Annotated in this window: 24 protein-coding genes; 22 read left to right on the top strand and 2 right to left on the bottom strand. The window is 40.3% G+C overall.

The window, feature by feature from the left end:
* Positions 1–49: 49 nt before the first annotated feature.
* The 18 genes from SG0102_RS10845 (at position 50) to SG0102_RS10760 (ending at position 19362) form a co-directional block, all read left to right on the top strand.
* A complete protein-coding gene (locus SG0102_RS10845) occupies positions 50–1474 on the top strand; it encodes a L,D-transpeptidase family protein (RefSeq protein WP_125119935.1) in 1425 nt (474 codons plus the stop codon).
* Between the two features lie 86 nt (positions 1475–1560).
* Positions 1561–2238 (top strand): response regulator transcription factor, encoded by a 678-nt coding sequence (locus SG0102_RS10840; protein ID WP_125119934.1) that lies wholly within the window; start codon positions 1561–1563, stop codon positions 2236–2238.
* Positions 2231–3427, top strand: coding sequence for a sensor histidine kinase (locus tag SG0102_RS10835; RefSeq protein WP_162300200.1), 1197 nt, complete (start codon positions 2231–2233; stop codon positions 3425–3427). The genes SG0102_RS10840 and SG0102_RS10835 overlap by 8 nt, the downstream gene beginning before the upstream one ends.
* 82 nt (positions 3428–3509) lie before the next feature.
* The gene (locus tag SG0102_RS10830; protein WP_125119932.1) at positions 3510–5417 is read left to right on the top strand and encodes an Ig-like domain-containing protein; all 1908 of its coding nucleotides are present in this window, start codon (positions 3510–3512) and stop codon (positions 5415–5417) included.
* Between the two features lie 80 nt (positions 5418–5497).
* The gene (locus tag SG0102_RS10825) at positions 5498–7258 is read left to right on the top strand and encodes an Ig-like domain-containing protein (RefSeq protein WP_162300199.1); all 1761 of its coding nucleotides are present in this window, start codon (positions 5498–5500) and stop codon (positions 7256–7258) included.
* A gap of 130 nt (positions 7259–7388) precedes the next feature.
* Positions 7389–8444 (top strand): transglutaminase domain-containing protein, encoded by a 1056-nt coding sequence (locus tag SG0102_RS10820; RefSeq protein ID WP_125119930.1) that lies wholly within the window; start codon positions 7389–7391, stop codon positions 8442–8444.
* An 82-nt stretch (positions 8445–8526) separates the two neighbouring features.
* Complete coding sequence (locus tag SG0102_RS10815; RefSeq protein WP_125119929.1) at positions 8527–9276, top strand: hypothetical protein; 750 nt, start codon at positions 8527–8529, stop codon at positions 9274–9276.
* Between the two features lie 386 nt (positions 9277–9662).
* Entirely contained in the window at positions 9663–11126 is a 1464-nt protein-coding gene (locus SG0102_RS10810; RefSeq protein ID WP_125119928.1) for an anthranilate synthase component I family protein, read from the top strand.
* A complete protein-coding gene (locus SG0102_RS10805) occupies positions 11123–11698 on the top strand; it encodes an anthranilate synthase component II (protein ID WP_125119927.1) in 576 nt (191 codons plus the stop codon). The genes SG0102_RS10810 and SG0102_RS10805 overlap by 4 nt, the downstream gene beginning before the upstream one ends.
* Complete coding sequence (trpD, locus tag SG0102_RS10800) at positions 11695–12717, top strand: anthranilate phosphoribosyltransferase (RefSeq protein ID WP_125119926.1); 1023 nt, start codon at positions 11695–11697, stop codon at positions 12715–12717. Before SG0102_RS10805 ends, trpD begins: the two co-directional genes overlap by 4 nt.
* 8 nt (positions 12718–12725) lie before the next feature.
* Positions 12726–13511 (top strand): indole-3-glycerol phosphate synthase TrpC, encoded by a 786-nt coding sequence (gene trpC / locus SG0102_RS10795; protein ID WP_125119925.1) that lies wholly within the window; start codon positions 12726–12728, stop codon positions 13509–13511.
* The gene (locus SG0102_RS10790; protein ID WP_125119924.1) at positions 13508–14077 is read left to right on the top strand and encodes a phosphoribosylanthranilate isomerase; all 570 of its coding nucleotides are present in this window, start codon (positions 13508–13510) and stop codon (positions 14075–14077) included. Before trpC ends, SG0102_RS10790 begins: the two co-directional genes overlap by 4 nt.
* A complete protein-coding gene (gene trpB / locus SG0102_RS10785; protein ID WP_125119923.1) occupies positions 14074–15258 on the top strand; it encodes a tryptophan synthase subunit beta in 1185 nt (394 codons plus the stop codon). The genes SG0102_RS10790 and trpB overlap by 4 nt, the downstream gene beginning before the upstream one ends.
* Positions 15251–16027 (top strand): tryptophan synthase subunit alpha, encoded by a 777-nt coding sequence (gene trpA, locus SG0102_RS10780; RefSeq protein ID WP_125119922.1) that lies wholly within the window; start codon positions 15251–15253, stop codon positions 16025–16027. Before trpB ends, trpA begins: the two co-directional genes overlap by 8 nt.
* Positions 16028–16092: 65 nt before the next feature.
* The gene (locus SG0102_RS10775; protein WP_125119921.1) at positions 16093–16902 is read left to right on the top strand and encodes a Cof-type HAD-IIB family hydrolase; all 810 of its coding nucleotides are present in this window, start codon (positions 16093–16095) and stop codon (positions 16900–16902) included.
* Positions 16903–16911: 9 nt separating this feature from the next.
* Entirely contained in the window at positions 16912–17190 is a 279-nt protein-coding gene (locus SG0102_RS10770) for a Dabb family protein (protein WP_125119920.1), read from the top strand.
* Between the two features lie 322 nt (positions 17191–17512).
* Complete coding sequence (locus tag SG0102_RS10765) at positions 17513–18625, top strand: FliH/SctL family protein (RefSeq protein ID WP_125119919.1); 1113 nt, start codon at positions 17513–17515, stop codon at positions 18623–18625.
* 407 nt (positions 18626–19032) lie between these two features.
* A complete protein-coding gene (locus tag SG0102_RS10760) occupies positions 19033–19362 on the top strand; it encodes a hypothetical protein (RefSeq protein WP_125119918.1) in 330 nt (109 codons plus the stop codon).
* A 37-nt stretch (positions 19363–19399) separates the two neighbouring features.
* Here SG0102_RS10760 and SG0102_RS10755 read toward each other — a convergent pair whose 3' ends face one another.
* Positions 19400–19912, bottom strand: a complete 513-nt coding sequence (locus SG0102_RS10755) for a TetR/AcrR family transcriptional regulator (protein ID WP_125119917.1) — start codon at positions 19910–19912, stop codon at positions 19400–19402.
* A gap of 132 nt (positions 19913–20044) precedes the next feature.
* Here SG0102_RS10755 and glgB point away from each other — a divergent pair, with 132 nt between their 5' ends.
* Together glgB and SG0102_RS10745 are read left to right on the top strand one after the other, a co-directional pair.
* Positions 20045–21823, top strand: a complete 1779-nt coding sequence (glgB, locus tag SG0102_RS10750) for a 1,4-alpha-glucan branching protein GlgB (RefSeq protein ID WP_125119916.1) — start codon at positions 20045–20047, stop codon at positions 21821–21823.
* A 44-nt stretch (positions 21824–21867) separates the two neighbouring features.
* Complete coding sequence (locus SG0102_RS10745; RefSeq protein ID WP_125119915.1) at positions 21868–22737, top strand: alpha/beta hydrolase family protein; 870 nt, start codon at positions 21868–21870, stop codon at positions 22735–22737.
* 11 nt (positions 22738–22748) lie between these two features.
* Here the strand turns inward: SG0102_RS10745 and SG0102_RS10740 are convergent, their stop codons facing one another.
* Positions 22749–22964, bottom strand: a complete 216-nt coding sequence (locus SG0102_RS10740; RefSeq protein ID WP_125119914.1) for a hypothetical protein — start codon at positions 22962–22964, stop codon at positions 22749–22751.
* Positions 22965–23091: 127 nt separating this feature from the next.
* On the opposite strand from SG0102_RS10740, the gene SG0102_RS10735 reads away from it, so the two are divergent.
* Both SG0102_RS10735 and SG0102_RS10730 read left to right on the top strand, forming a co-directional pair.
* A complete protein-coding gene (locus tag SG0102_RS10735; protein WP_125119913.1) occupies positions 23092–23496 on the top strand; it encodes a C-GCAxxG-C-C family protein in 405 nt (134 codons plus the stop codon).
* Positions 23493–24041 carry an NUDIX hydrolase gene (locus tag SG0102_RS10730; RefSeq protein WP_125119912.1) on the top strand — a complete coding sequence of 183 codons (549 nt, stop codon included), beginning with the start codon at positions 23493–23495 and terminating at the stop codon, positions 24039–24041. Before SG0102_RS10735 ends, SG0102_RS10730 begins: the two co-directional genes overlap by 4 nt.
* Positions 24042–24343 lie beyond the last annotated feature (302 nt).

Raw genomic sequence — 24343 nt, 5'->3', positions numbered from 1 at the left:
AATTTCATAAGTGATGTTTTATAATAGGCTCCGTTAAGGAGGCATATACATGCAGATTAAGAAAGCAATGATGTCTGGTTTAATCGCTGCGATGGTGATCACACCAGCGTTCAATCCGGTCTTTGCGCAGGGCGCAGATACCGCTGATACAGCTACAACAACAACGACAACAGAAACAGTAAAAAATGGGTTACAGGCTGATGGCACTTACTATGAAAATGGGGTGCAGAAAAAAGGCTTAGTGACCATTGATGGACATAACTATTATTTTGATGAAACAACCGGTGTGATGGTGAAAAGTGCATGGGTTGGTGATTCTTACTTTAATTTAAAGGGGATCCGTTTAGAAGATGGTGACCACAGCGTCAAAGGGAAAGATCATTATTTCTTCGTAAATGGCGTGAAAGTCGTCAATACCTGGGAAGGCAATGCTTACTATGGTGATCAGGGCGTTCGTTATGAAAATGGCGTCAAAACCATTAAGGGAGAAACCTATTATTTTAAAGATGGCGCAAAAGCCGTCAATACCTGGTATAAGGATCAGTTCTATGGCCCAGAAGGGACAATTGTGAAGAGCGCTTACGCCGCCAAAGGTGATATCAATGTCTATTTAGATGAAGATGGTCATTTAGCGACAGGGATGTTTGCGGTTAATAATGCTTATGCTTATTTCACCAAAGGGGTGAAATCAACGGCTACAAAATGGTTTACTTACAACAAGAAAAACTATTATTTAGTCAGTGGGAACGCCGCTACAAGCTTTAGAAAAATTGGTAAATATTATTATAACTTTGCCTCTAACGGGGTATTAAAAACTGGCTTTGCGACAATTAAAGGAAAACGTTATTACTTTAAAACAACGGGTAAAGCAGGGGTTAAAGGCCGCGCTTTAACTGGTTTATTCAAAGTCAAAGGGGCGTACTATTACGGTTCAAAAAATGGTGTTTTAGTCACAAATAAAACATTAAAATTAAATGGTAAGAAATATACTTTTAATAAAACTGGTAAATGTACAAAGGTGGCAGCCATTCGTAAATTAACAGGTATGGATGCAAAAGCGCAGAAATATACGTCACCAACAAAATATTTAATCTTAGTTAATAAATCTTCCCATACGGTAGCTATTTATAAAGGCTCACAGGATAACTGGAAGAAAGTGCGTTCTTTCTTATGTACCGTTGGGAAACCTTCAACGCCGACAACATCAGGTGTCTTCCATATCGGTCAGACGAAAGGAAAATATGTCAAAGCCAGATACTTTGATTCTTATCCATCACGCTGCTGGTATCCAACCCGTATTCATGATGGTTACATGTTCCACTCTGTCCTTTATAAGATCGCTTCTAAACCAGGGGCACTCAATAATGGAACATTAGGGGCAAACTTATCGCATGGCTGTATCCGTTTAGCCATTAATAATGCTAAATATATCCATGATGTCATCCCAGCTGGCACAACAACAGTTATTTACTAAAAGTGAGAGAAGGTGTATTTGCATACATCTTCTTTTTTTTCGGTCAAAACCTGATATAATGAAAATGATTGTGAGGAGGAATACAGATGAGATTACTTTTAGCGGAAGATGAGAAATCTCTTTCTCATGCCTTGTGCAGTATATTAGAAGATAATGGTTATAGCGTGGATGCTGTTTATGATGGGCAGGATGCCATTGACTTTGCCTCCAACGATATTTATGACATGATGATTCTCGATATCATGTTGCCAAAAAAGAACGGCTTTGATGTCTTGAAAGAAATAAGAGCGGCTTCCAATATGATTCCAGTGCTTGTCTTAAGTGCGCGTTCATCCGTTGATGACCGTGTGCGCGGGCTGGATTTAGGAGCTAATGATTATTTGACGAAACCTTTTTCACCGAAAGAATTATTGGCGCGTATTCGCGTGTTAAGTCGCGTGCAGTATACCCAGCGTGATGATATTCTTAATGTTGGAAATATCAATCTGGATCGTTCAAGTCATGAATTATCCTCAACGGTCGGCTCTTACCATTTAGCGAATAAAGAATATCAGATGATGGAATTGTTCATGAGCCATCCTAATCGGGTCTATTCCATTGAATTTTTTATCGAAAAGATCTGGGGCTATGATTCCAATGCGGAAACCAACTTAGTCTGGACTTATGTTTCTTACTTAAGAAAGAAACTGAATGCGCTGCATGCGAATATTAAGATCAAAGCCTATCGTAATACCGGCTATTCTCTGGAGCAGGCTGATGATTGATCAATTAAGAAAACGTTTTGTGAAGATCGCCGTGATCGGCTCATTAGTCGTCGTTGCGATCTTTCTTTCGACAATTATTTTATCAAACTATTATATGACCCGAAAAAATGAAAATCATGTTTTAAAAACCTTAACATCCTATTATGCGAAAACTGGGACCACGGTGACGTTTGATTCTGATGTGCCTTATGAAAGTCGCTATTTTGTAATGATCTATGATGCTTCTGGCAATTTAATTGAAATGAATACGACAAAAGTGGCGGCGATCAAAAACAGTGAGGCGATGAAATATGGCATGCAGGCTTATAAACAAAAAAGTCAAAATAATCGCTTAGACTATTTACGTTATGCAAAAACGAAACATCAGAAAGAAACAATTATTGTCTTTTTAAATTGTGCGACATCAATTCAAAATTTTAAAGAGTTAATCATTTATTCGATTAGTATATCCCTAGCCGGGCTGTTAGTTTTCACGCTGCTTATTTTGACTGCTTCAAAGCGGATTGTGCGTCCTTTTGCGATCGCTCAGGAACGTCAGCGTACTTTTATTTCTGATGCTGGTCATGATTTGAAAACACCGATCACGATTATCGATGCCGATAGTGAAGTACTCAAATCCAAGTATGGTGATGATGAATGGGTCTTAGATATCCAGCATCAGGCTTATCGCATGAAGACGTTAACTGAAGATTTGATCTTCTTATCAAAGTTAGATGAACATCCGACTTATCAGATGATCGATTTTCCAATTTCCGATATTTTAGCGGAAATTGCGCAGTCCTATGCGTCTTTAGCCAAGACGCAGCATAAAGCTATGCATATTACGATCGAACCTAATTTATCATTTTGCGGGGATCAGAAAAATATTGAAAGATTAATGACGATCTTATTAGATAATGCCGTGAAATATTCACCACGTCATGGTGAAATCCAGGTGACTTTAGAAAAGCAAAAGAAGTTTTTAGTCTTTACGGTTTATAACACGACAGATAATATCAAAAGGGAAGATTTACCTAAACTCTTTGATCGTTTCTATCGTTCGGATAAGTCTCGTAACTCCGAAACGGGCGGCTACGGTATTGGCTTATCGATTGCGAAAAGTGTTGTCGAAGCGCATAAAGGCAAGATTCATGCCACCACCAGTGATGAGAAATCCTTAGCGATGATTGTCATTTTACCGGTTTCTTAACATCCAGTTTCTGGATGTTTTTTAAGTTTCACTTGCATTTTTAATGATAGAATAGCAACTGCAGGAAAGGAATGATTGTGAAATGAGATTAAAAGCATTGTGGATGATGCCAGCGTTAGCATTGACGATGACGTCATTGCAGTTAACACCGACCTATGCGGCGGTGAAACTCAGCGCGAAAAAGGCATCCATTGTGAAAGGGAAAACGAAGACGCTTACCATCAAAGGGACCAAAAAGAAAGTAAGCTGGTCTTCCTCAAATAAAAAGATTGCCTCTGTAACGAGTAAAGGCAAAGTCAAAGGCTTACGTGCCGGTAAGGTGACAATTAAGGCCAAAGTGAGCGGTAAAACCTATCGCTGCGCTGTGACAGTTAAAAATCCGAGCCCTTATATTTCACCAACGTCGGTCACTTTAAATGTCCGTGGCAGTAAAACCTTAAAACTTGCTTACAACAAGAAAAAAGTGAAATGGTCTTCATCCAATAAGAAAATTGTGACCATCAATAGTAAAGGAAAAGTGACTGCCAAGAAAACGGGCAAAGCGACGATTTATGCGAAAATTGGCAAAAAGCGTTACAGCCGTAAAGTGACAGTTGTTAATCCTAAGTTATCAGCATCAAAAGCAACGATTTATGTTGGCGCTAAGAAAACGCTGAAATTAAATAAAGCTTATGGCACAGTTAAATGGACGTCTAGTAAGCCAAGCGTCGCGTCGGTAACCGCCAAAGGGGTGGTCACGGGGCAGACCGCCGGCTCTGCGACCATTAAAGCAACGATCAACGGCAAAGCTTATAGCTGTAAAGTTACGGTTCCAGCGATGTCTTTAACAAAGACAAGCGTAACCTTAACAGCAGGGCAAAAGGTTGATGTGAATATTCGTAACTGTAAAGCAACGGCGGTTTGGTCGTCGGCTGACAGCGCCGTTGCAAGCGTTGTAAAAGGGGGCATCATTACTGGAGTAAGTGCCGGGACAACAACGGTAAATGCCCAGGTGGGGACAACAATCTTATCAACACAGGTTACGGTCAATGCACCAGCCGCACCAGTACCAGTCACAACGCCCAAGACATCATTTGATACCGTGCGCACAACGACAACGGCAGGGGTTGTAGGGCAAACAATCAAAGTCACTTCGACATTAGGATCAAGCGGCACTTATACCTCTAGTGATCCAACAACTGCCTTAGTTTCTAAAGCCGGTTTAGTGATGCCGCTTAAAGCGGGGACTGTCACCATTACCAATACAAAAAATAATGCGGCCATGACGATAACCATTACCGATCCGGGTAATGTGGAAGTTGGCGTTGATGTGTCTTATCATAATGGCAATGTTGATTTTAATAAGATGAAAGCAGCGGGGGTAGATTTCGCTATTATCCGTGGCGGCAATACGTTAAAGAAATTATCGACTACTAACAGTGATGGCATTGACTTAAACTTAAAAACGAATATTGATAAAGCGGAAGCAGCCGGCATGAAATATGGTGTCTACTGGTATATGAACGCCAGCAGTAATAGCGGGCTGATGACAACAGATCAAGCGAGCGCCCAGGCGACGATGTTGGCAACGTACTTATCACAATATAAGACGAGTCAGTTTACGATGCCGATCTATTTAGATTTAGAGCAGACTTCGGCTTTAATAACGGGGTCTAATGCCAGTGAAAAAGTGGCTAACTTACAGACCATTGTCGAAACGTTTACCAATACCTTAAAAGCTTATGGCTACAACAATATTGGTATTTATTCTTCAACTTCATGGTATAAGAACTACTTACAGTCAGCTTACTATGTGACAAACTTTAATTCTTTATGGCAGGCGCACTATGGCTATAATTCAGTCACCGGTTCTTCAATGACAAATTATACGACGATTCCATCTTATACCTATAATGGCGTCACGTATTATCCTGATTTATGGCAGACGGGTTCTGATTTTAAGATTGATGGCATCAGCGGCTATGTCGATATGAACTATAAATATAATTAGAAATGTCAGCTTAAAAACTGACATTTTTTGACATCTAGGGAGAAATGTCTTATACTGAAAAAGCATATGGAGGGCAGACGATGAAGTTATCAAAAACAATTTTTAAAGCAGCCCTTGTTTTCGCAGTGGCAGGCAGTATGACCATGCCTGTACAAGCCAAAACAAGAGTGCGTTTAAACAGAACAAAACTTTCAGCTATTCAGGGCAAGAAGTATTCCTTATATTTAAAGGGAACACGTAAAAAAGCTAAGTGGAGTACAACTAAAAAATCGGTTGTAAAAGTGACTTCGAAAGGGAAGCTGACAGTTTTAAAACCAGGTGTCGCTTATATTAAAGCGAAAGTTAATAAACGTACTTATAAATGTCGCGTCAAAGTTTTAACACCAGTCTTATCGTTAAAGAAGACAACAATGGTGATTGGTTCAAAAAAGACTTTGAAGATCAAATATAATGCCAAAAAGGTGAAATGGACCTCAAGCAATCCAGCGGTTGCGAGTGTATCGAAAGGTAAAGTGACGGCAATAGCTACTGGCAGCGCCACGATCAAAGCAAAAGCTGGCAGTAAAACGTTAAGCTGTAAAGTCACCGTACCCCAGGTGAGCTTAGCAGTCTCGTCATTAACGATTACGCAGGGCGAAACAGCGACGTTATCTTTAAAAAATAAAGGTACCACGACAGCTACATTTACTTCGCTTAATCCAGCGGTCGCTACGGTTGATGCCAATGGCATTGTGACCGGTGTAGCGCCAGGCACAACACAAATTCAGGTGGCAGTTAATAATAAAACTTTAACGTGTAATGTGACTGTCAATGCCCCTGATACGCAGACTGAAACACCAGCGGTGACACAGTCAGGCAATAAAGCGCCAATGGCTTCCAGCAAGACATCCAGTGATCCTAATGTAACGCCAGCCACCAATGATGCCAGGACGACTACGCGTACTACTTATACAAACGGGGTTGTCGGGCAGTGTGTCAAAGCGAGCGTAAAATTAGGCAAAGGCAGCTATTCTTCCAGTGATGACAGTATTGCCTTAGTCTCTAAATCAGGCTTAGTGATGCCATTAAAAGCTGGTGATGTGACCATTTATAATGATTCCACTGGCGATTCTTTAGATATGACGATTACCGATCCCGGTAATGCGAAAATTGGTGTCGATGTCTCTTATCATAATGGCAATGTTGATTTTAATGCCTTAAAAGCCGCCGGCGTGGATTATGCGATTATCCGTGGCGGGAATACATTATCAAAATTAAAAACAACCAATAGTGATGGGATTGATCTCAACTGTAAAACAAATATTGATAAAGCCGAAGCAGCGGGTATGGATTATGGTATTTACTGGTATATGAATTCTTCTGACAATAAAGGTTTGATGAGTGTTGAAGAAGCGCAGGATCAGGCGGAAATGTTAGCAAGCTACCTGCAGGGCTATAAGACTTCGCATTTCACGTTGCCAATCTATTTAGACTTAGAGCAGAAGAGCGCTTTATTAAGCGGGGATACCAAAGCGGATAAAGCTGACTACCAGCAAGGCTTATGCGAAGCCTTCTCAGCGAAGTTAGCGGAATATGGTTTTACCAATGTCGGAATCTATTCATCGACTTCATGGTACAATAACTATTTAGCGAATGAATACTTCATGAGTTCATTTACTTCAAGATGGTTAGCGCATTATGGCTATAACTCTGTTTCTGGTACAAAGTTAGGCGGTTATACGGCTGTTCCTTCCATTACCTATCAGGGACAAACCTATTATCCTGATTTATGGCAGACGGGTTCTGACTTTAAGATTGATGGCATCAGTGGTTATGTCGATATGAACTATAAATATGATTAGAAGCTTTAGGGCTTCTTTTCTTTTACCTTAAATACGCTTTGAGTAATATAAAGTAACATAAAATCATAAAAATAAATATTGCGTGACCTTAAGAAAGCTGGTACATTATAGGTGAAAGGAAGGGAGCCTTATGAAAAATGTTGTTAAGAAATGCGGGATCGCATTGATTACTAGTGTCTGCTTTTTAGGTTCATTATATGCGCATCAGGCTGATGCGGCTCAAGTGACATATATTAAGACACTCAAGATCGCAAAAGGGAACTCCTATACCTTAACAATTAAGGAAAGAAAAGGGAAAATCAGCTGGTCATCAAATAAAAAGAAAATTGCTGTTGTCAATAAAAACGGGAAGGTTACGGCAAAGGCATCTGGCATCGCCAAGGTGACAGGAAAAATCAAAGGGAAAAAATATACCACTACGGTCAAGGTTTATAACGGCTCAAAAAGTGCGGTACGTTCGTTAACCAATCCAGTGAATAACAGTGGCGGCCAGTCAACGGTCAGCGGCAGTTATCAAACGGCTTTAAAAGGCGTCGGCAAGGCGATTGCGAAACGTGATACCAAGGTGACTGTATTATTGAATCAGGCAACCAGTGCCGGCAGTTTTACGACCGATTTAATGTCCGCGGCCCATAACTATATCGATGATTATGATTATTTATCATTACGTTCTTATGCCTATAGCGCGACGACATCAGCAGATGAAACGGCCATTACGTATACCTTCAGTTATCGGATCAGTGCTTCCTATGAGAAAAGCTTTCAGAAGACTTTAAAAAAGACAGTTTCGTCATTACATTTAAAGGGAAGTACAAAAAATAAGGTGAAAACGATACATCAGTATATTGTCAATCATACCGACTATGTCAATGGTGGCTATACTGCTTATAATGCGCTGATTGATCATGGGGCAGTGTGCGAAGGTTATGCTTTATTATTTTATGAAATGTGCAATGCTGCGCATATTCAAAGCCGTGTCATGACTGGAACGGCTTATGGCTCCTCTGGCTCAGGCAATCATGCCTGGAATATTGTGAAAATTGGCGGTAAGTGGTATAACATCGATGTCACTTGGGATGATACTACGGATTCTTCTCAATATTATCTGAAGAATAAGAGTAGCTTCCCATCTCACTATGCGGATACCCGTTCATGCGGCGTACTTAATTCGCTTACGATGGCTTAGAGTGTCTTTTAACGTAAGGCACTCTTTTTCTTTTATTCTTTCTAGAAAGCGATTACAATGAAGATAGATAAGGAGGGATTCGATGAAGAAAATAATCATTGTTTTATGCATGATGTTAATGAGTATGACACCGATCTATGCACAGGAAAAAAGTTTGACAACTTATGTTGGTGCGCTTAATTGTTTTGCGGTTGATGATGATGTGACATTAAAGATTGATATCGCCCATCCAAAGATTATGAAAGTCGTCAATGGCAATTCTATTATGGCGACTAAGGCTGGGCAGACAACCATGAAGGTCACGATCGATGAGCAGGTCTATCCTTTCAAGGTCATTGTCAAAAAGAAAAAGCTTGTCGCTTTTAAAAATCTGAAAGATCGCAAAGCCTGGATCGGCAAGATGAATGAGAAACAAGCCAAGAAAGCTTATAAAGAGGCGCTTGTTCTTGTCAAACAGGCTTTATCGCCAAATAAGGAAAAGACTTTAAAACGTTTGACGCTATTATTACGTCATTATTTTGATCAAATGGCTACCTATAATACAAAAGGCAAACACTATAATGATCCTTATGGTTATTTTGTCGATCATAAGGTGACCTGCGCCGGGGCGACGCGAGCGACAGGCTTATGTCTGAATATTCTTGGCTATCGCTTTGAACATGTCAATGCGAATAAGTATGATCATCAATGGGCCCGTACGAAAGTGGGAAAGTCTTATTATGCTGTTGATCCGTTTACTTATATCTGCGCCAAAGAGCCAGGGGTCAGACAATTACCGAAAGAAATGACGAGCGATCTGATGGATGATTCGTTATTTGAAATCAGTTTATAAATAAGACAAGTATAATTAGATAAAAACTAAAAATAATATAAAAGATTTTGGAAACTCAATAAAATATATTGACACTTTTGCGAATGTGTGTAGAATAAAAGTACACAAACCGATGACGTGGAGAAGGAATGAAAGCAGTGCTAAGAGAGAGCCTGGAGGATGGAAACAGGCAGTAACCTTTTGTTATATGGACCACTGAGGGCGAGGTCAAAAGAGTAATCTGAGTATACCTCGACGCATGATTCGCGTAAGAATCAGTGATTTGATAGAATCACGAGAGCACTTTTTTAGTGAAGCAAGGTGGCACCGCGGTTTAACCGTCCTTGAAAGATGATATGTACACTTTCAGGACGGTTTTTTATATAAAGTTTTAGGGAGGCAATAGTATGTATAGTCCATCACTTGAAGAAATGAAAGCATTAGATCATCAGGGGTATCGACAGATTCCACTGAAAAAGGAAATTTATAGTGATTTCTTTACACCTATTATGGTCTTGAAGAAATGTAAAGCTGTGACCGATCACTGTTTTATTTTAGAGTCTCATGAACAGTCATCGACCTGGGGGCGTTATTCCTTTATCGGTTATGATCCGAAACACGAAGTGACCTGTAATAATGGCCGTTTAACGGTTGACGGCATTGACAAAGGACGCAAAAATCCAACTAAGTTCTTACGGGAAGTGATGCAGCGTCATAAGACGATGAAATTATCCGGCTTTCCAACCTTTACGGGTGGCTTTGTCGGCTTCTTCGCTTACGATTATCTCAAGTACAGTGAACCGACTGTCACTTTTGGCAACAGTTCCAATGCCCATTTTAAAGATGTCGATCTGATGTATTTTGATGAATGTATTTGCTTTGATCATGAACGTCAAAAGATCATGATTATTGTCAATGTCGATGCTGATCATATTGAAAGTGATTATCCGAAGAAATGCCAGCGTATTGAAGAAATCGAACGGATGATCAAAATGGATTATATGGATATGAGTGATCCATTACGACTTAAGGGGCCTTTTATGCCTATGTTCTCGAAAGAAGAATACTGCGCGAAAGTGGAAGAAGTGAAACATCATATTGTCGAAGGGGATATCTTCCAGGCGGTTTTGGCTAACCGCATCGAAGCGAAATGCTCCGGTTCTTTACTTGATACCTACAGAGTTTTACGTACTACCAATCCGTCTCCCTATATGTTTTACTTCTATTCTAGCTCATTAGAAGTGGCGGGGGCTTCACCAGAAACCATGGTTAAGCTTTCCGGTGATACGCTTTATACCTTCCCGATTGCCGGCTCACGGCCACGTGGGATGACGGAAGTGGAAGATCGGGCTTTAGAAGAAGAGTTAAAACACGATGAAAAAGAATTAGCTGAACATAATATGTTGGTGGACTTAGGACGTAATGATTTAGGCAAGATCTGTCAGATTGGTTCGGTCAAGGTACATAAATACAAAGAAATCATGAAATTTTCCAAGATTATGCATATCGCATCGGAAGTGCAAGGCACAATCAAAGAAGGGGAAGATGCCTTAAGTGCGATTGAAACGATGTTGCCGGCGGGAACATTATCAGGAGCGCCTAAGATCAAAGCTTGCTCAATTATCGGTGAATTGGAAAAAGTAAAACGCGGTATTTACGGTGGGGCTATCGGTTATTTAGATTTCACTGGGAATATGGATACCTGCATCGGCATTCGTTTAGCTTATAAGAAAAGCAATAAAGTGTATATCTGTTCCGGAGCGGGGATCGTTTATGATTCAAAGGCGGAAAATGAATATCAGGAATGTCTCAATAAAGCGGCGGCTGTTATTGAAGCCTTAAAAATTGCGAACGGAGGGATCGACGTATGATTCTCATGATTGATAACTATGACAGCTTTGTCTACAACTTATATCAGCTGCTTGGCTCTTTAGGCGAGGAGATCAAAGTGGTCCGTAATGATGCTATGACAATAAAACAGATTGAAGAGATGCAGCCGGAAATGATCGTTTTATCGCCCGGCCCAGGGCGTCCAAGTGAGGCGGGCGTCTGTGAAGAGGTGATTCGCACGTTTTATCAAAAGATTCCGATGCTAGGTATTTGCCTAGGCCATCAGGCATTGATCGAATCCTTTGGCGGTCAGATTACATATGCGAAAAAGATCATGCATGGTAAATCTTCACTCATCACTGTTGATGAAAAGGAGCCGCTTTTTCAAGGCTTATCATCCCGCGTTGAAGTAGCGCGCTATCATTCTTTAGCCGGGGATGAAAACAATTGGCCGGACAGTTTAAAAATTATCGCTTATAGTGACGATTACGAAATTATGGCGATTAAACATAAAGATTATCCCGTTTATGGGTTACAGTTCCATCCCGAATCGATTCTTACCAAAGATGGACCACAAATGATGAAAAACTTGTTAAAGGAGATTAGACAATGATTAAAGAAGCAATTATCAAAATCGTCAATAAAGGTGATTTAACTCATGATGAAGCCTATTCCGTCATGAATGAAATTATGAGCGGCGAAACTTCACCAACGCAGAATGCGGCTTTCTTAGCTGCCTTATCTACGAAATCAACGAAAGCGGAAACGATTGATGAAATTTCCGGCTGTGCTGCCGCGATGCGTGAGCATGCGACACCAGTTCCTCATCCGGGCATGGATGTTTTAGAAATTGTCGGGACTGGCGGTGATGGTGCCCATACTTTCAATATTTCCACAACCGCTGCTTTTGTCATTGCGGCAGCGGGCATTAAAGTGGCCAAACATGGTAACCGCGCGGCTTCCAGCTCTTCGGGAACAGCCGATGTACAGCAGGCTTTAGGGATTAATATTGACCAGAGTCCAGAAAAAGCGTTACAGCTTTTAAAAGATGTCGGCTTCTGTTTCCTCTTCGCACAGAAGTATCATGCGGCGATGAAATATGTCGGGGCGATCCGCAAAGAATTAGGCTTTAGAACTGTCTTTAATATTTTAGGCCCACTGACCAATCCAGCTAATCCATCATATTTCTTACTAGGTGTTTATGATGAATATTTAGTGGAACCAGTGGCGAAAGTTTTAGATCAGTTAGGTGTCAAACGGGCTTTAGTGGTTCATGGCTTAGATCATTTAGATGAAATCAGTGCTTCTGCTCCAACATTAGTGTGTGAGCTTAAAAATGGCTATTATCGTACGACAACGATCAAACCAGAAGACTTCGGTTTACCACAGGGCACGAAAGAAGAATTAGTAGGCGGCTCACCCGCGGATAATGCGAAAATTACTCGCGGTATTCTTGAGGGGACGATGACTGGCACAAAGCGCAATGCCGTTTTACTTAATGCCGGCGCTGCTATTTATGTTGGCGGAGGCGCTGACAGCATCAAAGAAGGCGTTAAAAAAGCTGCTGAACTGATTGACAATAAAAAAGCTTTACAGGTTTTAGAGGCTTATATTGAAGCATCTAATAAGTAGGTGAGAAGATGATTTTAGACGATATCGTCGCAAAGACGAAAGAAAGAGTTGCAGCGGAAAAACAAGTGATCTCTTTGGCAGAGATGAAAGCTCTCGCTAAGGCGCAGCCGATCACTGATGATTTTCCTTTTTATAAAGCTCTTTCTAAAAAAGGTTTATCCTATATTTTAGAAGTCAAAAAAGCTTCACCAAGCAAGGGATTGATTGCACCGCATTTTGATTATGTGGCAATTGCGCAGAATTATGAAGCGATCGGTGCGGATGCTATTTCCGTCCTCACGGAGCCCGATTTCTTTCAGGGGGATATTCGTTACCTGAAGGAGATCACCCAAAATGTCTCGATACCGGTTTTACGAAAGGACTTTATCATCGATGAATATATGATTTATCAGGCCAAAGCCAATGGTGCCAGTGCGATTCTGTTAATCACCGGGATCTTAGATGATCAGACCCTTAAACGCTACCTGGATGTAGCGCATCAGCTTGGCTTATCGGCGCTCGTTGAAGCGCGTAATGAAACACAGGTGAAACGCGCGTTAGCGAGCGGCGCCAGGATCATTGGTGTCAACAATCGTGATTTACGTGATTTCACCGTTGATATTCATAATTCTTTGCGTTATATGGAGCTGATTCCAGATGATGTTGTATTCGTTTCGGAAAGCGGCATCGAGAAAAGGGCACAGACCTTAGCATGTGAAGAAAAAGGGGCAAGCGCTGTACTGATTGGTGAAACATTTATGAAAGCGCCTGATCAGCGCGCCATGTTAGCAGCGTTAAAGGGGGAAGAGACATGAAAATTAAAATTTGCGGGATCAGCCGATTATCTGATCTCCCGGTTTTAAATAAAGTTCATCCGGATTTTGTTGGGTTTGTCTTTGCCCCTAGCAAAAGACAGGTTTCACTTTTAACGGCCACGAGATTACGCAGCGCTTTAGAGGCATCGATTCCGACGGTTGGCGTTTTTGTCGAGGAAGATGCAGCCTTTATTAAAGAAGCCATTGATGAACATATCATCTCTTATGTACAGCTTCATGGCCGTTATGATGAAGAAAAAATCAAAACGATCAAATCATATGGCGTGCCTGTCATTCAGGCGCTGCCTTATACCGAAAAAGAAGTTGAGACAGCTGCCGATTACCTGCTTTTTGATAATCTTAAACCAGGCAGCGGGGAAGCTTATGATTATACGCAAGTGAGCGCGAAAAAACCATTTTTTCTCGCTGGCGGTATCAATATCAGTAATATCGAGGATGCTCTTAAGACAAATGCTTATTGCATCGATGTCTCAAGCGGTGTCGAAACTGAAGGCATCAAAGATGCCATAAAAATCGAAGAAATAGTAAGGAGAGTCAGACAATGAGTCAAGGAAGATATGGAGAATTTGGGGGACAGTATATCCCTGAGACTTTAATGAATGAAATTCATCATGTTGAAGAAGCATATGAATTTTATAAAAATGATCCCGCATTTAATGAAGAATTAAATACCTTATTAAGAGAATATGCCAATCGGCCATCACTGCTTTATTATGCGGAGAAGATGACGAAAGATTTAGGCGGAGCGAAAGTGTATCTCAAACGTGAAGACTTAAACCACACCGGATCGCATAAAATCAATAACGTTTTAGGCCAGTGCTTAATGGCGAAAAAAATGGGCAAAACCCGTGTCATAGCGGAAACCGGCGCTGGGCAGCATGGCGTTGCGACAGCGACAGCAGCGGCTTTATTAGACTTAGAGTGTGAAATTTTTATGGGTAAAATGGATACGGATCGTCAGGCTTTAAATGTTTATCGTATGGAATTATTAGGTGCTAAGGTCCATCCTGTAACAACTGGGACAATGACCTTAAAAGATGCCGTTAATGAGGCTATGCGTGAATGGTCTAAACGAGTGGATGATACATTATATGTCTTAGGCTCAGTCATGGGACCTCATCCTTTCCCAATGATGGTACGCGACTTCCAGTCTGTCATTTCTAAAGAAGCCCGTGAACAGATTTTAGAAAAAGAAGGCAAATTGCCAACCGCAGTTATGGCCTGTGTTGGCGGCGGCTCAAATGCGATGGGGATGTTCTACAACTTTATCAATGATGAAGGCGTACAGCTGATTGGCTGTGAAGCAGCGGGACGCGGCGTGGATACAGCAAAAACAGCAGCCACGATCGCCACCGGTACGATGGGAATCTTTCATGGCATGAAATCTCTCTTCTGCCAGGATGAATATGGACAGATTGCACCTGTTTATTCTATCTCTGCTGGTTTGGATTATCCCGGTATTGGCCCTGAACATGCCTATTTGCATTCGATTGGCCGTGCGAGCTATGTGCCAGTTACGGATGACGAGGCGGTCGACGCATTTGAATATTTAGCGAAAACGGAAGGTATTATTTGTGCGATTGAATCCGCTCATGCCGTTGCCCATGCGCTGAAGATTGTGCCAACGATGAAGAAAGATGATATTGTCATTATCTGTTTATCAGGACGCGGAGATAAAGATGTGGCAGCCATTGCCAGATATAGGGGGAAAGATATCCATGATTAGTATTCAAGAGGCATTCCAGAATAAAAAAGCATTCATCGGTTTTATTACCGCTGGGGATCCGGTCATCGATAAAACCAAGGATTATATTCGTCAGATGGCGAAAGCGGGCGCTGCCCTTATTGAAATTGGGATTCCTTTTAGTGATCCAATCGCCGAAGGGCCAACTATTCAAAATGCCAATGTCCGGGCACTCAAACATCAAGTAACCACTGATAATGTCTTTGCGATGGTCAAAGAGCTGCGTGAAGATGTCACTATTCCTTTCTGCTTTATGACTTACTGTAATGTCGTTTATCATTACGGTTATGATGCGTTCTTTAAACGCTGTCAGGACGTTGGTGTACAAGGTATTATTATTCCTGATTTACCATATGAAGAAGCTGATGAAGCGATTGATGTGGCGGTGAATTATGGCGTCACTGTTATTTCGATGATTGCCCCAACCTCTAAGCAGCGCGTTGAAATGATTGCTAAAAAAGCCAAGGGTTTCATTTACCTGGTCTCTTCAATGGGTGTCACCGGAGCCCGTTCGAATCAGTCATTTGCATCTAACTTAGAAGAAATCGTTGGTCATATTAAAAGCGTAACAGATACCCCGGTAGCGATTGGCTTTGGGATTCATGAACCAGCTCAGGCGAAAGAAATGGCGGCAATCGCAGACGGCGTCATTGTCGGCAGCGGTATTGTCAATCTCATTGCGGAAAACGGTGATCATGCTGATCAGGCGGTTTATGATTATGTAAAAAGTATGGCAGATGCCATTAAATAAGGAAAGCGGCTCTTTAAAGAGTCGCTTTTTTGATCAAATATGTTACAATAGCCAGGGAGGTTATTATGTATCAGCTTATTGCATTAGATATGGATGGCACCCTGCTTGATGATCAGAAACAGATTCTGCCATCAAGTGCGGAGGCTATCAAAAAAGCTTATAATGCAGGAAAGATTGTTTGTTTATCAACTGGTCGCGGCCTTGCCGAGTTAGCTGATTACCAAGAACTCTTTCCTTATTTATCATATGGCATTTTAATTAGCGGTGCTTGTTTGTATGATTTTGTAAATCAGCAAGTTATTCATGAAATGCCCTTAAAAGAGAAAGAAATAAAGGCTATTATTGATGCTGTTAACAATCGTGATATCATGCCGCAGCTTTTAACAAAGGAACGTAGTATTGCCTCAGCATCACACATTCGCCATATTGAAGATTACCATATGGCTGTTTATCGTAATATGTATGAACGCGTCTGTGATTTTGTTGATGAGCCGCTTCAGGAGGCGTTAACTCTTTCTGATGTGTATAAAATCAACTTATATCATACCAATACGCAGGAACGCGAGGAGACTTATCAGCGATTAAAGGATTTACCATTATCCTTCGCTTACGCCGAAGAGACATCGCTAGAGATTAGCCCATTACATGTTACAAAAGCTTTAGGTTTAAAGACATTATGTGAAAGATTAATTTTGCCGCTCTCGCAGACGATTGCGGTCGGGGATGCCCCTAATGATTTGGAAGTCTTAAAAACAGCCGGCTTAAGCGTAGCGATGGGGAATAGTCGTCCAGATGTTTTAGAAATATGTGATCTTGTCACCGATGACAACAATCATGATGGCATTGCTCATGTTATTGAAACATACTTATTGTAGGAGGAATTTATGAAACATAATATTATTGTGAAATGGAAAGATCGAGAAACCAACAAACGTATTGAACAGATTAAGGCGATCTTTAATGAAACTTTGAGTATTCCAGGTATTCATGAAGTGACTTATACCTTTAACTGTATTGATCGTCCTAATCGTTATGATCTGATGATCACGATCGATATGGATGAAGAAGCGTTAGCAGCTTATGATGCTTCAGATCCGCATCACGAGTGGAAAGAAACATTTGGCGATCTTATCGAAAAGAAAGCTATCTTTGATTATCAATAGTTCATTTTGGATTCACAAAGAGAAGGTAATATAGATGCTGTCAGGAGACTGACAACAAGCAAACATATAAATTTCCCTTCCCTAAAATGTAAACAAAGATGTCAATCATAACAAGACATCACGAAGACCTGCTTTCCCAGCAGGTCTTTTTAGTCATCTGTCATCGCTTTGTCTAAATTGAATGTAATAGATCACTTTTTTATAAAATTTCTTCCATTTTTTGTCAGATTCTTGTGAGATTTGCAGGGTAAAAGGTCTTTAAGTATATAGAGAAAGAAAAATGATAGTACTATTTAATGATTTTCTCGAAAGGAGAAGATATATGAAACCTAAAAAGCAAGGTCAGGAACAGGCAATGTTCAACTACCTTGATGCCAATGCAAAAAAGATTATTAAGAATGTTGATGTGTTATCATTGATCTTAGGCAGCTTAGTTGAAGATTTCAAAGAAATGGATGAAGGACAGCTCAAAGCCTATTTGACACCGATCCAAAATAATGTCAAAAACTTCAGCCCTCAGGTCCAAATGCAAAGCACAGAACTGTTTATTGGCAAAAACAAGTGTATTCTTGATACCTTATTTGCCTTTAATAAAGGCAAACAAGGGGCACTGCTTGTGGATATCGAAATGCAGAGTACGAATGATTATTACATGGAACTGAGAAATGTGCAGTACTGCACGGCGGTGCTGGCACAGAGTCGCTTTAAAAAGAATAGAATGGATAAGCTGTTTGTCATCTGGATCAATATGGCACCGCCTCATAAAGATGAAGGCATCATTATGGTGAGTGCACAAGCGCGTTTTGATCCACAGCATCAGAGATATGTGAAACGCCGCGGCTTAAGAAAATGTCCAACGTCAATTATTGTCAATCTTTATGATATTCGCAAGCCGCGCATTGATGCCATTAAAAGTGAGAAGCTGGATCTTATTGCGGTTTTATCCACAATTTTCTCGGTGACAATTGATTACAAAGAAAAAGATGCTATACTGAAGGCAAGAGGATTTCATTACGATGAGAAGATGAGAAAGGAGATGGAGGATATGGAATCATGGAGCCGATATATTTTCAATAGTATGAAGCCGATGATGTTTGAAGACGCCAAAAAAGAGGTAAGAGAGCAGGCTTGGGCTGAAGGCATGGCTGAAGGCATGGCTGAAGGTCGAGAAAAAGGTCGAAAAGTAGGCCTTAAAGAAGGTCGTGAAGTAGGCCTCAAAGAAGGTAGAAAAGTAGGCCTCAAAGAAGGTCGTGAAGTAGGTCTCAAAGAAGGTCGTGCTGAAGGTCGCTTAGAAGGTGCAATGTTGCTTAAGAAAGTCAATCATTTGTTAGCGAAAGGTATGAGCGATGAAGAGATTCTTACGTCTCTTCCTAATGTCACTGTTGATTTTGTGAAATATGCACGTGAAAGTTATGAAGAGGATCATCAGCTTTAAAAATATTAATGAAATGATTTCTTAGAAGGGACTTGCCTTAAGGTGAGTCCTTTGTTTAAAAAAATGATGTGTTCATTTTCACTTCACATAAGAACTGTATATTAAGCGTTGTCAGGAGACTGACAACAAGCAAACATATAAATTTCCCTTCACTAAAATGTAAACAACGATGTCAATCATAATAGAGACATCACGAAGACCTGCTTCCCCAGCAGGTCTTTTTAGTCATCTGTCATCGCTTTGCCTAAATTGAATGAAATAGATCACTTTTTTATAAAATTTCTTCAATTTTTTGTTAGATTCTTGTGAGATTTGCAGGGTAAAAAGTCTTTAAGTATATAGAGAAATAAAAAGATGCTATACTGAAGGCAAGAGGATTTCATTACGATGAGAAGATGAGAAAGGAGATGGAAAATATGGAATCATGGAGCCGATATATTTTCAATAGTATGAAGCCGATGATGCTTGAAGACGCCAAAAAAGAGGTAAAAGAGCAGGTTGTAAAAGAAGTAAGAGACGAAGTTATGAAAGAAGTAAGAGACGAAGTTATGAAAGAAGTAAGAGACGAAGGCTATAAAGAAGGTGCCAAGGCACTGATGAAAGTGTATCATTTCCTGGCGAAAGGAATGAGCAATACGGATATTCTCAAGGCTCTTCCAGGGGTCTCAATTGAATTTGTGGTGGAAGCACGAGATAGTTATGAAGAGATTTTAAGTCTCGAAGCTCAGCAAAAATGATAATAAAAGGAAGGGATTTGTCAAATGGCGAGTCCCTTCATAATTTTGTGAGTGATGAGATAACGGAAATACGATAATTACGGTCCATGCTTTCATTTTCGACATAAGCGTAATAACCGCCATAAATGATATAGGAAAGCATGATATGTTTTTCTGGTGAATTTTTATATTCTGGGCGTAATTGAAAAAATAGTTCAGTAAGCGCCTGATGCACTTTCTTTGGTAACATCACACTGCGACTGCCGGAAAAGACAATATCAATTAAATGCTGGTTTTCACCATAGGCACGAAAGACTTCCTCGGTAAAGGCACCAGGATCATCGAAGGCGCACTCAGTGTGGGAAATACTATTGGTGATGCGCCGCACTAAATCATTTTCTACCTGATCAGAAAGATCATAAATGTCCTGATAATAGACGTAGAAAGTTGACTTGTTGATTTCCGCAACTTTACAAAGATTTGTGACCGTCATCTTTTCGACGGGTGTATGTTTACGAATGTCGATAAAAGCCGCGATGATGGCACGTTTGCTTTTAGGCTGCTTTTTCATAAAAAATAGACACATGTCTAAAAACGTTGGAAATCCGACACTTTTAGGGAATTGATGGTGTCTTTTTCACCTCACTTCTTTTATATTATAAGTAGAAATTAGACGAGTGTCTATATTTGAGGAGGTTGTAATATGGATTTAGGCAATTTTTATAATGGAAACTCTTTTGATGTCCACTACTACTTAGGAGCTCATTATAAAAAAGGTGAAGGAACAACGTTTCGTACATATGCTCCAGCTGCTGAAAGAGTTTGCCTCATTGGTGAATTTTCAGACTGGCGTGAAAGAGAAATGAACCGCTGTGAAAATGGTCAGTTCTGGGAAGTGACAGTACCTGATGCGGCACCTGGACATATGTATAAATATCGTATTTACCATGGCGGTAGTTTTGTCGATCATTGTGATCCTTATGGTTACTATGCAGAGTTACGTCCTAATAATGCATCTATTATTTATGATTTATCAGGCTATACATTTGAAGATGAGAAATGGATTTCGCAGCGTCATGATACAACTCAGGAACCTTTGAATGTTTATGAAATGCATTTTGGTTCATGGCGTAAAAAGGGTGATGAAGAAACTGACTGGTATACATACACTGAAATGGCCGATTTACTGATTCCTTACTTAAAGGAATATGGCTATAACTATCTGGAAATCATGCCATTAAATGAATATCCAAACGATTTATCTTGGGGCTATCAGCCAACTGGCTATTTTGCGCCAACTTCAAGATATGGTAAACCAAATGAATTGAAATACTTCATTGATCAGTGCCATCAAAATAATATTGGCGTGATCTTGGACTTTGTGCCAGTACATTTTGCGATCGATAGTTTTGGCTTAGCGAACTATGATGGCACGCCGCTTTATAACTATCCTAACAATGCGGTGGGAATGAGTGAATGGGGGACTTGTAACTTCCAGCATTCCCGTGGGGATGTCTGCTCATTCTTAAATTCTTCTGCATATTACTGGTTAAGTGAATATCATTTAGATGGGTTGCGTTTAGATGCAGTCGGTAATCTGATTTATTGGCAGGGAGATGCCGGACGCGGGGAAAACCGCGATGCTATGCGCTTTATTCAGAAATTCAACACCGGCTTAAAACAGCGTGTGCCAAACTGTCTGCTTTTTGCGGAAGATTCTTCTTCCTTCAATGGTGTGACGAAACCGGTTGATCAGGGCGGTTTAGGCTTTGATTATAAATGGGATTTAGGCTGGATGAATGATACGCTCGACTTCTTTATGAAAACACCAGATGAACGAAAAGACTGTTATCATAAGTTAACATTCTCAATGATGTACTTCTATAACGAACACTTCATTTTACCATTCTCACATGATGAAGTCGTTCATGGCAAAAAGACAATCGTTGATAAGATGTATGGCGAATATGAAGAACAGTTTGCCCAAGCTCGTGCCTTATACATGTATATGTATGCGCACACTGGCAAACAGTTAAACTTTATGGGTAATGAATTTGGTCAGTTACGAGAATGGCATGAATTCAGAGAACAGGATTGGGATATGTTAAAATATCCAATGCATGATGCTTTCCATCAGATGATGAAAGATTTGAACCATCTCTATTTAACTCATGATGCGTTCTGGAAATATGATTATCAGGAAAAAGGTTTTGAATGGATTGATTGTCATCAGGAAGATAAAACCATTTATGTTTTCAAACGTATGAGTGATGAAGAAACGATTGTCTGCTTCTTCAACTTCTCAAATAAAGATCAGATTTATACATACAAGGGAGAAGAAAAGACTTTAACCCTCTTGCTTGATTCTAATAATGAGAAGTATAATGGAACTGATGAAGATGTAGTCATTGAATATGAAGTTGATGGTGAAACAGAAGTTTCGCTGCCAGCTTATACCGCGATGTATTTTATTGCCAAGTAAGAAAAGATGCCGTTAGGCATCTTTTGTATTAGGGAGGGGAGAATATGAAAAAGCTTATTGTTTTAGTAATGGCGATAGCCATTGGCTTAGCTTCTTATTTTTACTTTAGCAGACCTCATCAAAGCATTGAAAAAATTGTTCAGCAGCCGCTTGTGAAAACAAGTAAAGCGACGATTACAACGCATTATGTGAAGAGAGGCAAATATGCTCTTTATACAAAAGTATACTTACCAGCAGTGCGGGCAAAACTGCCTTTTGTCATTATTTGTCCGGGCTATTCCGCTTCTTATAAAGATTATGAAATTATTGCGAAAAAGTTATCTAAAGCTGGGATCGGCGCAGCGGTTTTTGATTTTGTCGGAGGCAATCTGCACTCTGCCTCTGGCGGAAAGATGAGTGCGATGTCACCTTCTTCAGAAGAAAAAGATTTAACGGCATTAATTCGTTATTTTATGAAGCAGGGCTATTGCGATCAGCATCATTTCTATTTAGCTGGCCATTCTCAAGGCGGGCTGATCGCTTCCCTTGTGGCGGCGAAAAGAAAGGATATTCGCAGTTTATTCCTCTGCGCGCCAGCATATAATATTCCAGATATGGTGAAACTTGTAGCGGTGCCGAAAAAAGGGAAAACAATGCGTGTTGGCAATGGCGAAGTTGGACATCAGTACATTCAGGAAATGAAGGCGATCAAGATGTATAAGGATGTGAAAGCATATACCAAGCCGGTGTACATTTTTCATGGCACGGTGGACTTAACGGTTCCGATTTCTTACTCATGGGATGCGAAAGAAGCCTATAAAAATTGCCATGTTTATCCTTATGCTGATGAATGGCATGTCTTTTCTCATGAAGCTATTTCAAAAATGTGTAAGAAAGTCATTCACGTCATCAATAAGCAAAAAACGGAGAAATAATTTCTCCGTTTTTAAATGAATAAAGGCTGTACGTTTTTGAATGTCTGACCATCAACAGTTGTAGCGACATAATAAATAGATCCATCGTAAGGTTTATAATAAATATCTAATTCATCTATTGTCTCTAATTTAATATCTGATGCTTTTAAATGTGTTTTTACAATAAGTTCAATATCATCTGCATTCGCAATGAATGGATTGGATTGAATCTGAATATTCGCTTTCATACAAGTGCCTCCCATTTATCGACCTCGATGTCATTATATTTCAATTATATACGATAGGCAAACGTTTTGTAAAAATATTGTAAAAAAGAACATTTTCGCTTAAAATTGTAGCGAAGGAGGACTTGAAATGTCACATATTGAAAAAGCAAAAGAACTTAGAGCAATCGTAACACCACATTATAACTGTGCCCAGGCGGTGGTGATTCCTTTCGCTCAGGAGGCTGGATTAACTGATGAACAGGCTTATAACATTGCTCGAAACTTTGGCGCAGGGATGAAGATGGGCAGTGTCTGTGGCGGGATTACTGGCGGCTTAATGGTTTTAGGATTATTTGGCGTTGATGATCCAGCAACGATCAAAGCTTATTATAAACATTTTACTGATCATCATGATGGTTTACTGAATTGTAAAGATTTATTAGCAGTTTCAGCGAAAAAAGGAGAAGTCAAGAAGACGCATTGTGATGGGATGGTTTATGAAGCGATCATGGCAGTCGAAACAATTTTAAAAGAAAAAGGTAAAATCGCATGAATCTGATGACTGATTTAGAGCAATATACGCCCTTTAATGAACAGGAAGCATGTGATGTCAAAGAAATCTTAAGACGCTTAAAAAGCGGGGAAGAGCTTTATACCCGTGATAATGCGTCCGCTCATTTAAGCGCGAGTGCATGGGTCGTTTCACCGGATAGAAAAAAGGTACTCATGGCTTATCACAATATTTATGATTCCTGGTCATGGCTAGGCGGACACGCCGATGGCGATCATGATTTATTGGCAGTAGCTATGCGCGAAGTAGAAGAAGAGAGCGGGGTGATTGCCCATCCGATTTCAAAGAACATTTATTCGGTAGAAATCCTAACCGTCGATGGTCATGAGAAACGCGGTCATTATGTCTCTTCACATCTTCATCTTAATATTACTTATCTCTTGGAAGCGGATGATACAATGCCACTGCGTGTTAAAGAAGATGAAAACAAAGCGGTGGCTTGGTTTCCGATTGATGAAGTCTGTGATCATGTCAGTGAGAAGTGGATGGCCGAGCGTATTTATTCTAAACTTAACAGTCAGCTGTAATGAGCTGCTTTGGGAGGTATATTATGGCAGAAGAGCAGTCTTTCGGAAAGAATCCGCTTACTTATCGGAGTATTGAAAAAATATATTGAGATACCATTGAAGAGCGTCTTCGCAAATATACAAAAGATGAACTTGCTGTTATTTGTAATCGCAGCCATTTTGATGTATCTGCTTCACAGCGAAAAGAAGAAGTTATTGCGTAAATGGCAACGCTTATTTGCGTAATACAAATGTGCAGGTCACACTAAAAAAAGATAACTTTATCTTGAAACGAGGTCGTAACCTCGTTTTAAAATACAAAA

Source organism: Intestinibaculum porci, assembly GCF_003925875.1.
Taxonomy (GTDB): Bacteria; Bacillota_I; Bacilli_A; order Erysipelotrichales; family Coprobacillaceae; genus Intestinibaculum; species Intestinibaculum porci.
This window is presented reverse-complemented; position numbering and strand designations above follow the sequence as displayed.

Coding starts and splice junctions, on each gene's coding strand:
- SG0102_RS10845 (WP_125119935.1), top strand. CDS start 50: ATGCAGATTAAGAAAGCAATGATGTCTGGTTTAATCGCTGCGATGGTG.
- SG0102_RS10840 (WP_125119934.1), top strand. CDS start 1,561: ATGAGATTACTTTTAGCGGAAGATGAGAAATCTCTTTCTCATGCCTTG.
- SG0102_RS10835 (WP_162300200.1), top strand. CDS start 2,231: ATGATTGATCAATTAAGAAAACGTTTTGTGAAGATCGCCGTGATCGGC.
- SG0102_RS10830 (WP_125119932.1), top strand. CDS start 3,510: ATGAGATTAAAAGCATTGTGGATGATGCCAGCGTTAGCATTGACGATG.
- SG0102_RS10825 (WP_162300199.1), top strand. CDS start 5,498: ATGAAGTTATCAAAAACAATTTTTAAAGCAGCCCTTGTTTTCGCAGTG.
- SG0102_RS10820 (WP_125119930.1), top strand. CDS start 7,389: ATGAAAAATGTTGTTAAGAAATGCGGGATCGCATTGATTACTAGTGTC.
- SG0102_RS10815 (WP_125119929.1), top strand. CDS start 8,527: ATGAAGAAAATAATCATTGTTTTATGCATGATGTTAATGAGTATGACA.
- SG0102_RS10810 (WP_125119928.1), top strand. CDS start 9,663: ATGTATAGTCCATCACTTGAAGAAATGAAAGCATTAGATCATCAGGGG.
- SG0102_RS10805 (WP_125119927.1), top strand. CDS start 11,123: ATGATTCTCATGATTGATAACTATGACAGCTTTGTCTACAACTTATAT.
- trpD (WP_125119926.1), top strand. CDS start 11,695: ATGATTAAAGAAGCAATTATCAAAATCGTCAATAAAGGTGATTTAACT.
- trpC (WP_125119925.1), top strand. CDS start 12,726: ATGATTTTAGACGATATCGTCGCAAAGACGAAAGAAAGAGTTGCAGCG.
- SG0102_RS10790 (WP_125119924.1), top strand. CDS start 13,508: ATGAAAATTAAAATTTGCGGGATCAGCCGATTATCTGATCTCCCGGTT.
- trpB (WP_125119923.1), top strand. CDS start 14,074: ATGAGTCAAGGAAGATATGGAGAATTTGGGGGACAGTATATCCCTGAG.
- trpA (WP_125119922.1), top strand. CDS start 15,251: ATGATTAGTATTCAAGAGGCATTCCAGAATAAAAAAGCATTCATCGGT.
- SG0102_RS10775 (WP_125119921.1), top strand. CDS start 16,093: ATGTATCAGCTTATTGCATTAGATATGGATGGCACCCTGCTTGATGAT.
- SG0102_RS10770 (WP_125119920.1), top strand. CDS start 16,912: ATGAAACATAATATTATTGTGAAATGGAAAGATCGAGAAACCAACAAA.
- SG0102_RS10765 (WP_125119919.1), top strand. CDS start 17,513: ATGAAACCTAAAAAGCAAGGTCAGGAACAGGCAATGTTCAACTACCTT.
- SG0102_RS10760 (WP_125119918.1), top strand. CDS start 19,033: ATGGAAAATATGGAATCATGGAGCCGATATATTTTCAATAGTATGAAG.
- SG0102_RS10755 (WP_125119917.1), bottom strand. CDS start 19,912: ATGAAAAAGCAGCCTAAAAGCAAACGTGCCATCATCGCGGCTTTTATC.
- glgB (WP_125119916.1), top strand. CDS start 20,045: ATGGATTTAGGCAATTTTTATAATGGAAACTCTTTTGATGTCCACTAC.
- SG0102_RS10745 (WP_125119915.1), top strand. CDS start 21,868: ATGAAAAAGCTTATTGTTTTAGTAATGGCGATAGCCATTGGCTTAGCT.
- SG0102_RS10740 (WP_125119914.1), bottom strand. CDS start 22,964: ATGAAAGCGAATATTCAGATTCAATCCAATCCATTCATTGCGAATGCA.
- SG0102_RS10735 (WP_125119913.1), top strand. CDS start 23,092: ATGTCACATATTGAAAAAGCAAAAGAACTTAGAGCAATCGTAACACCA.
- SG0102_RS10730 (WP_125119912.1), top strand. CDS start 23,493: ATGAATCTGATGACTGATTTAGAGCAATATACGCCCTTTAATGAACAG.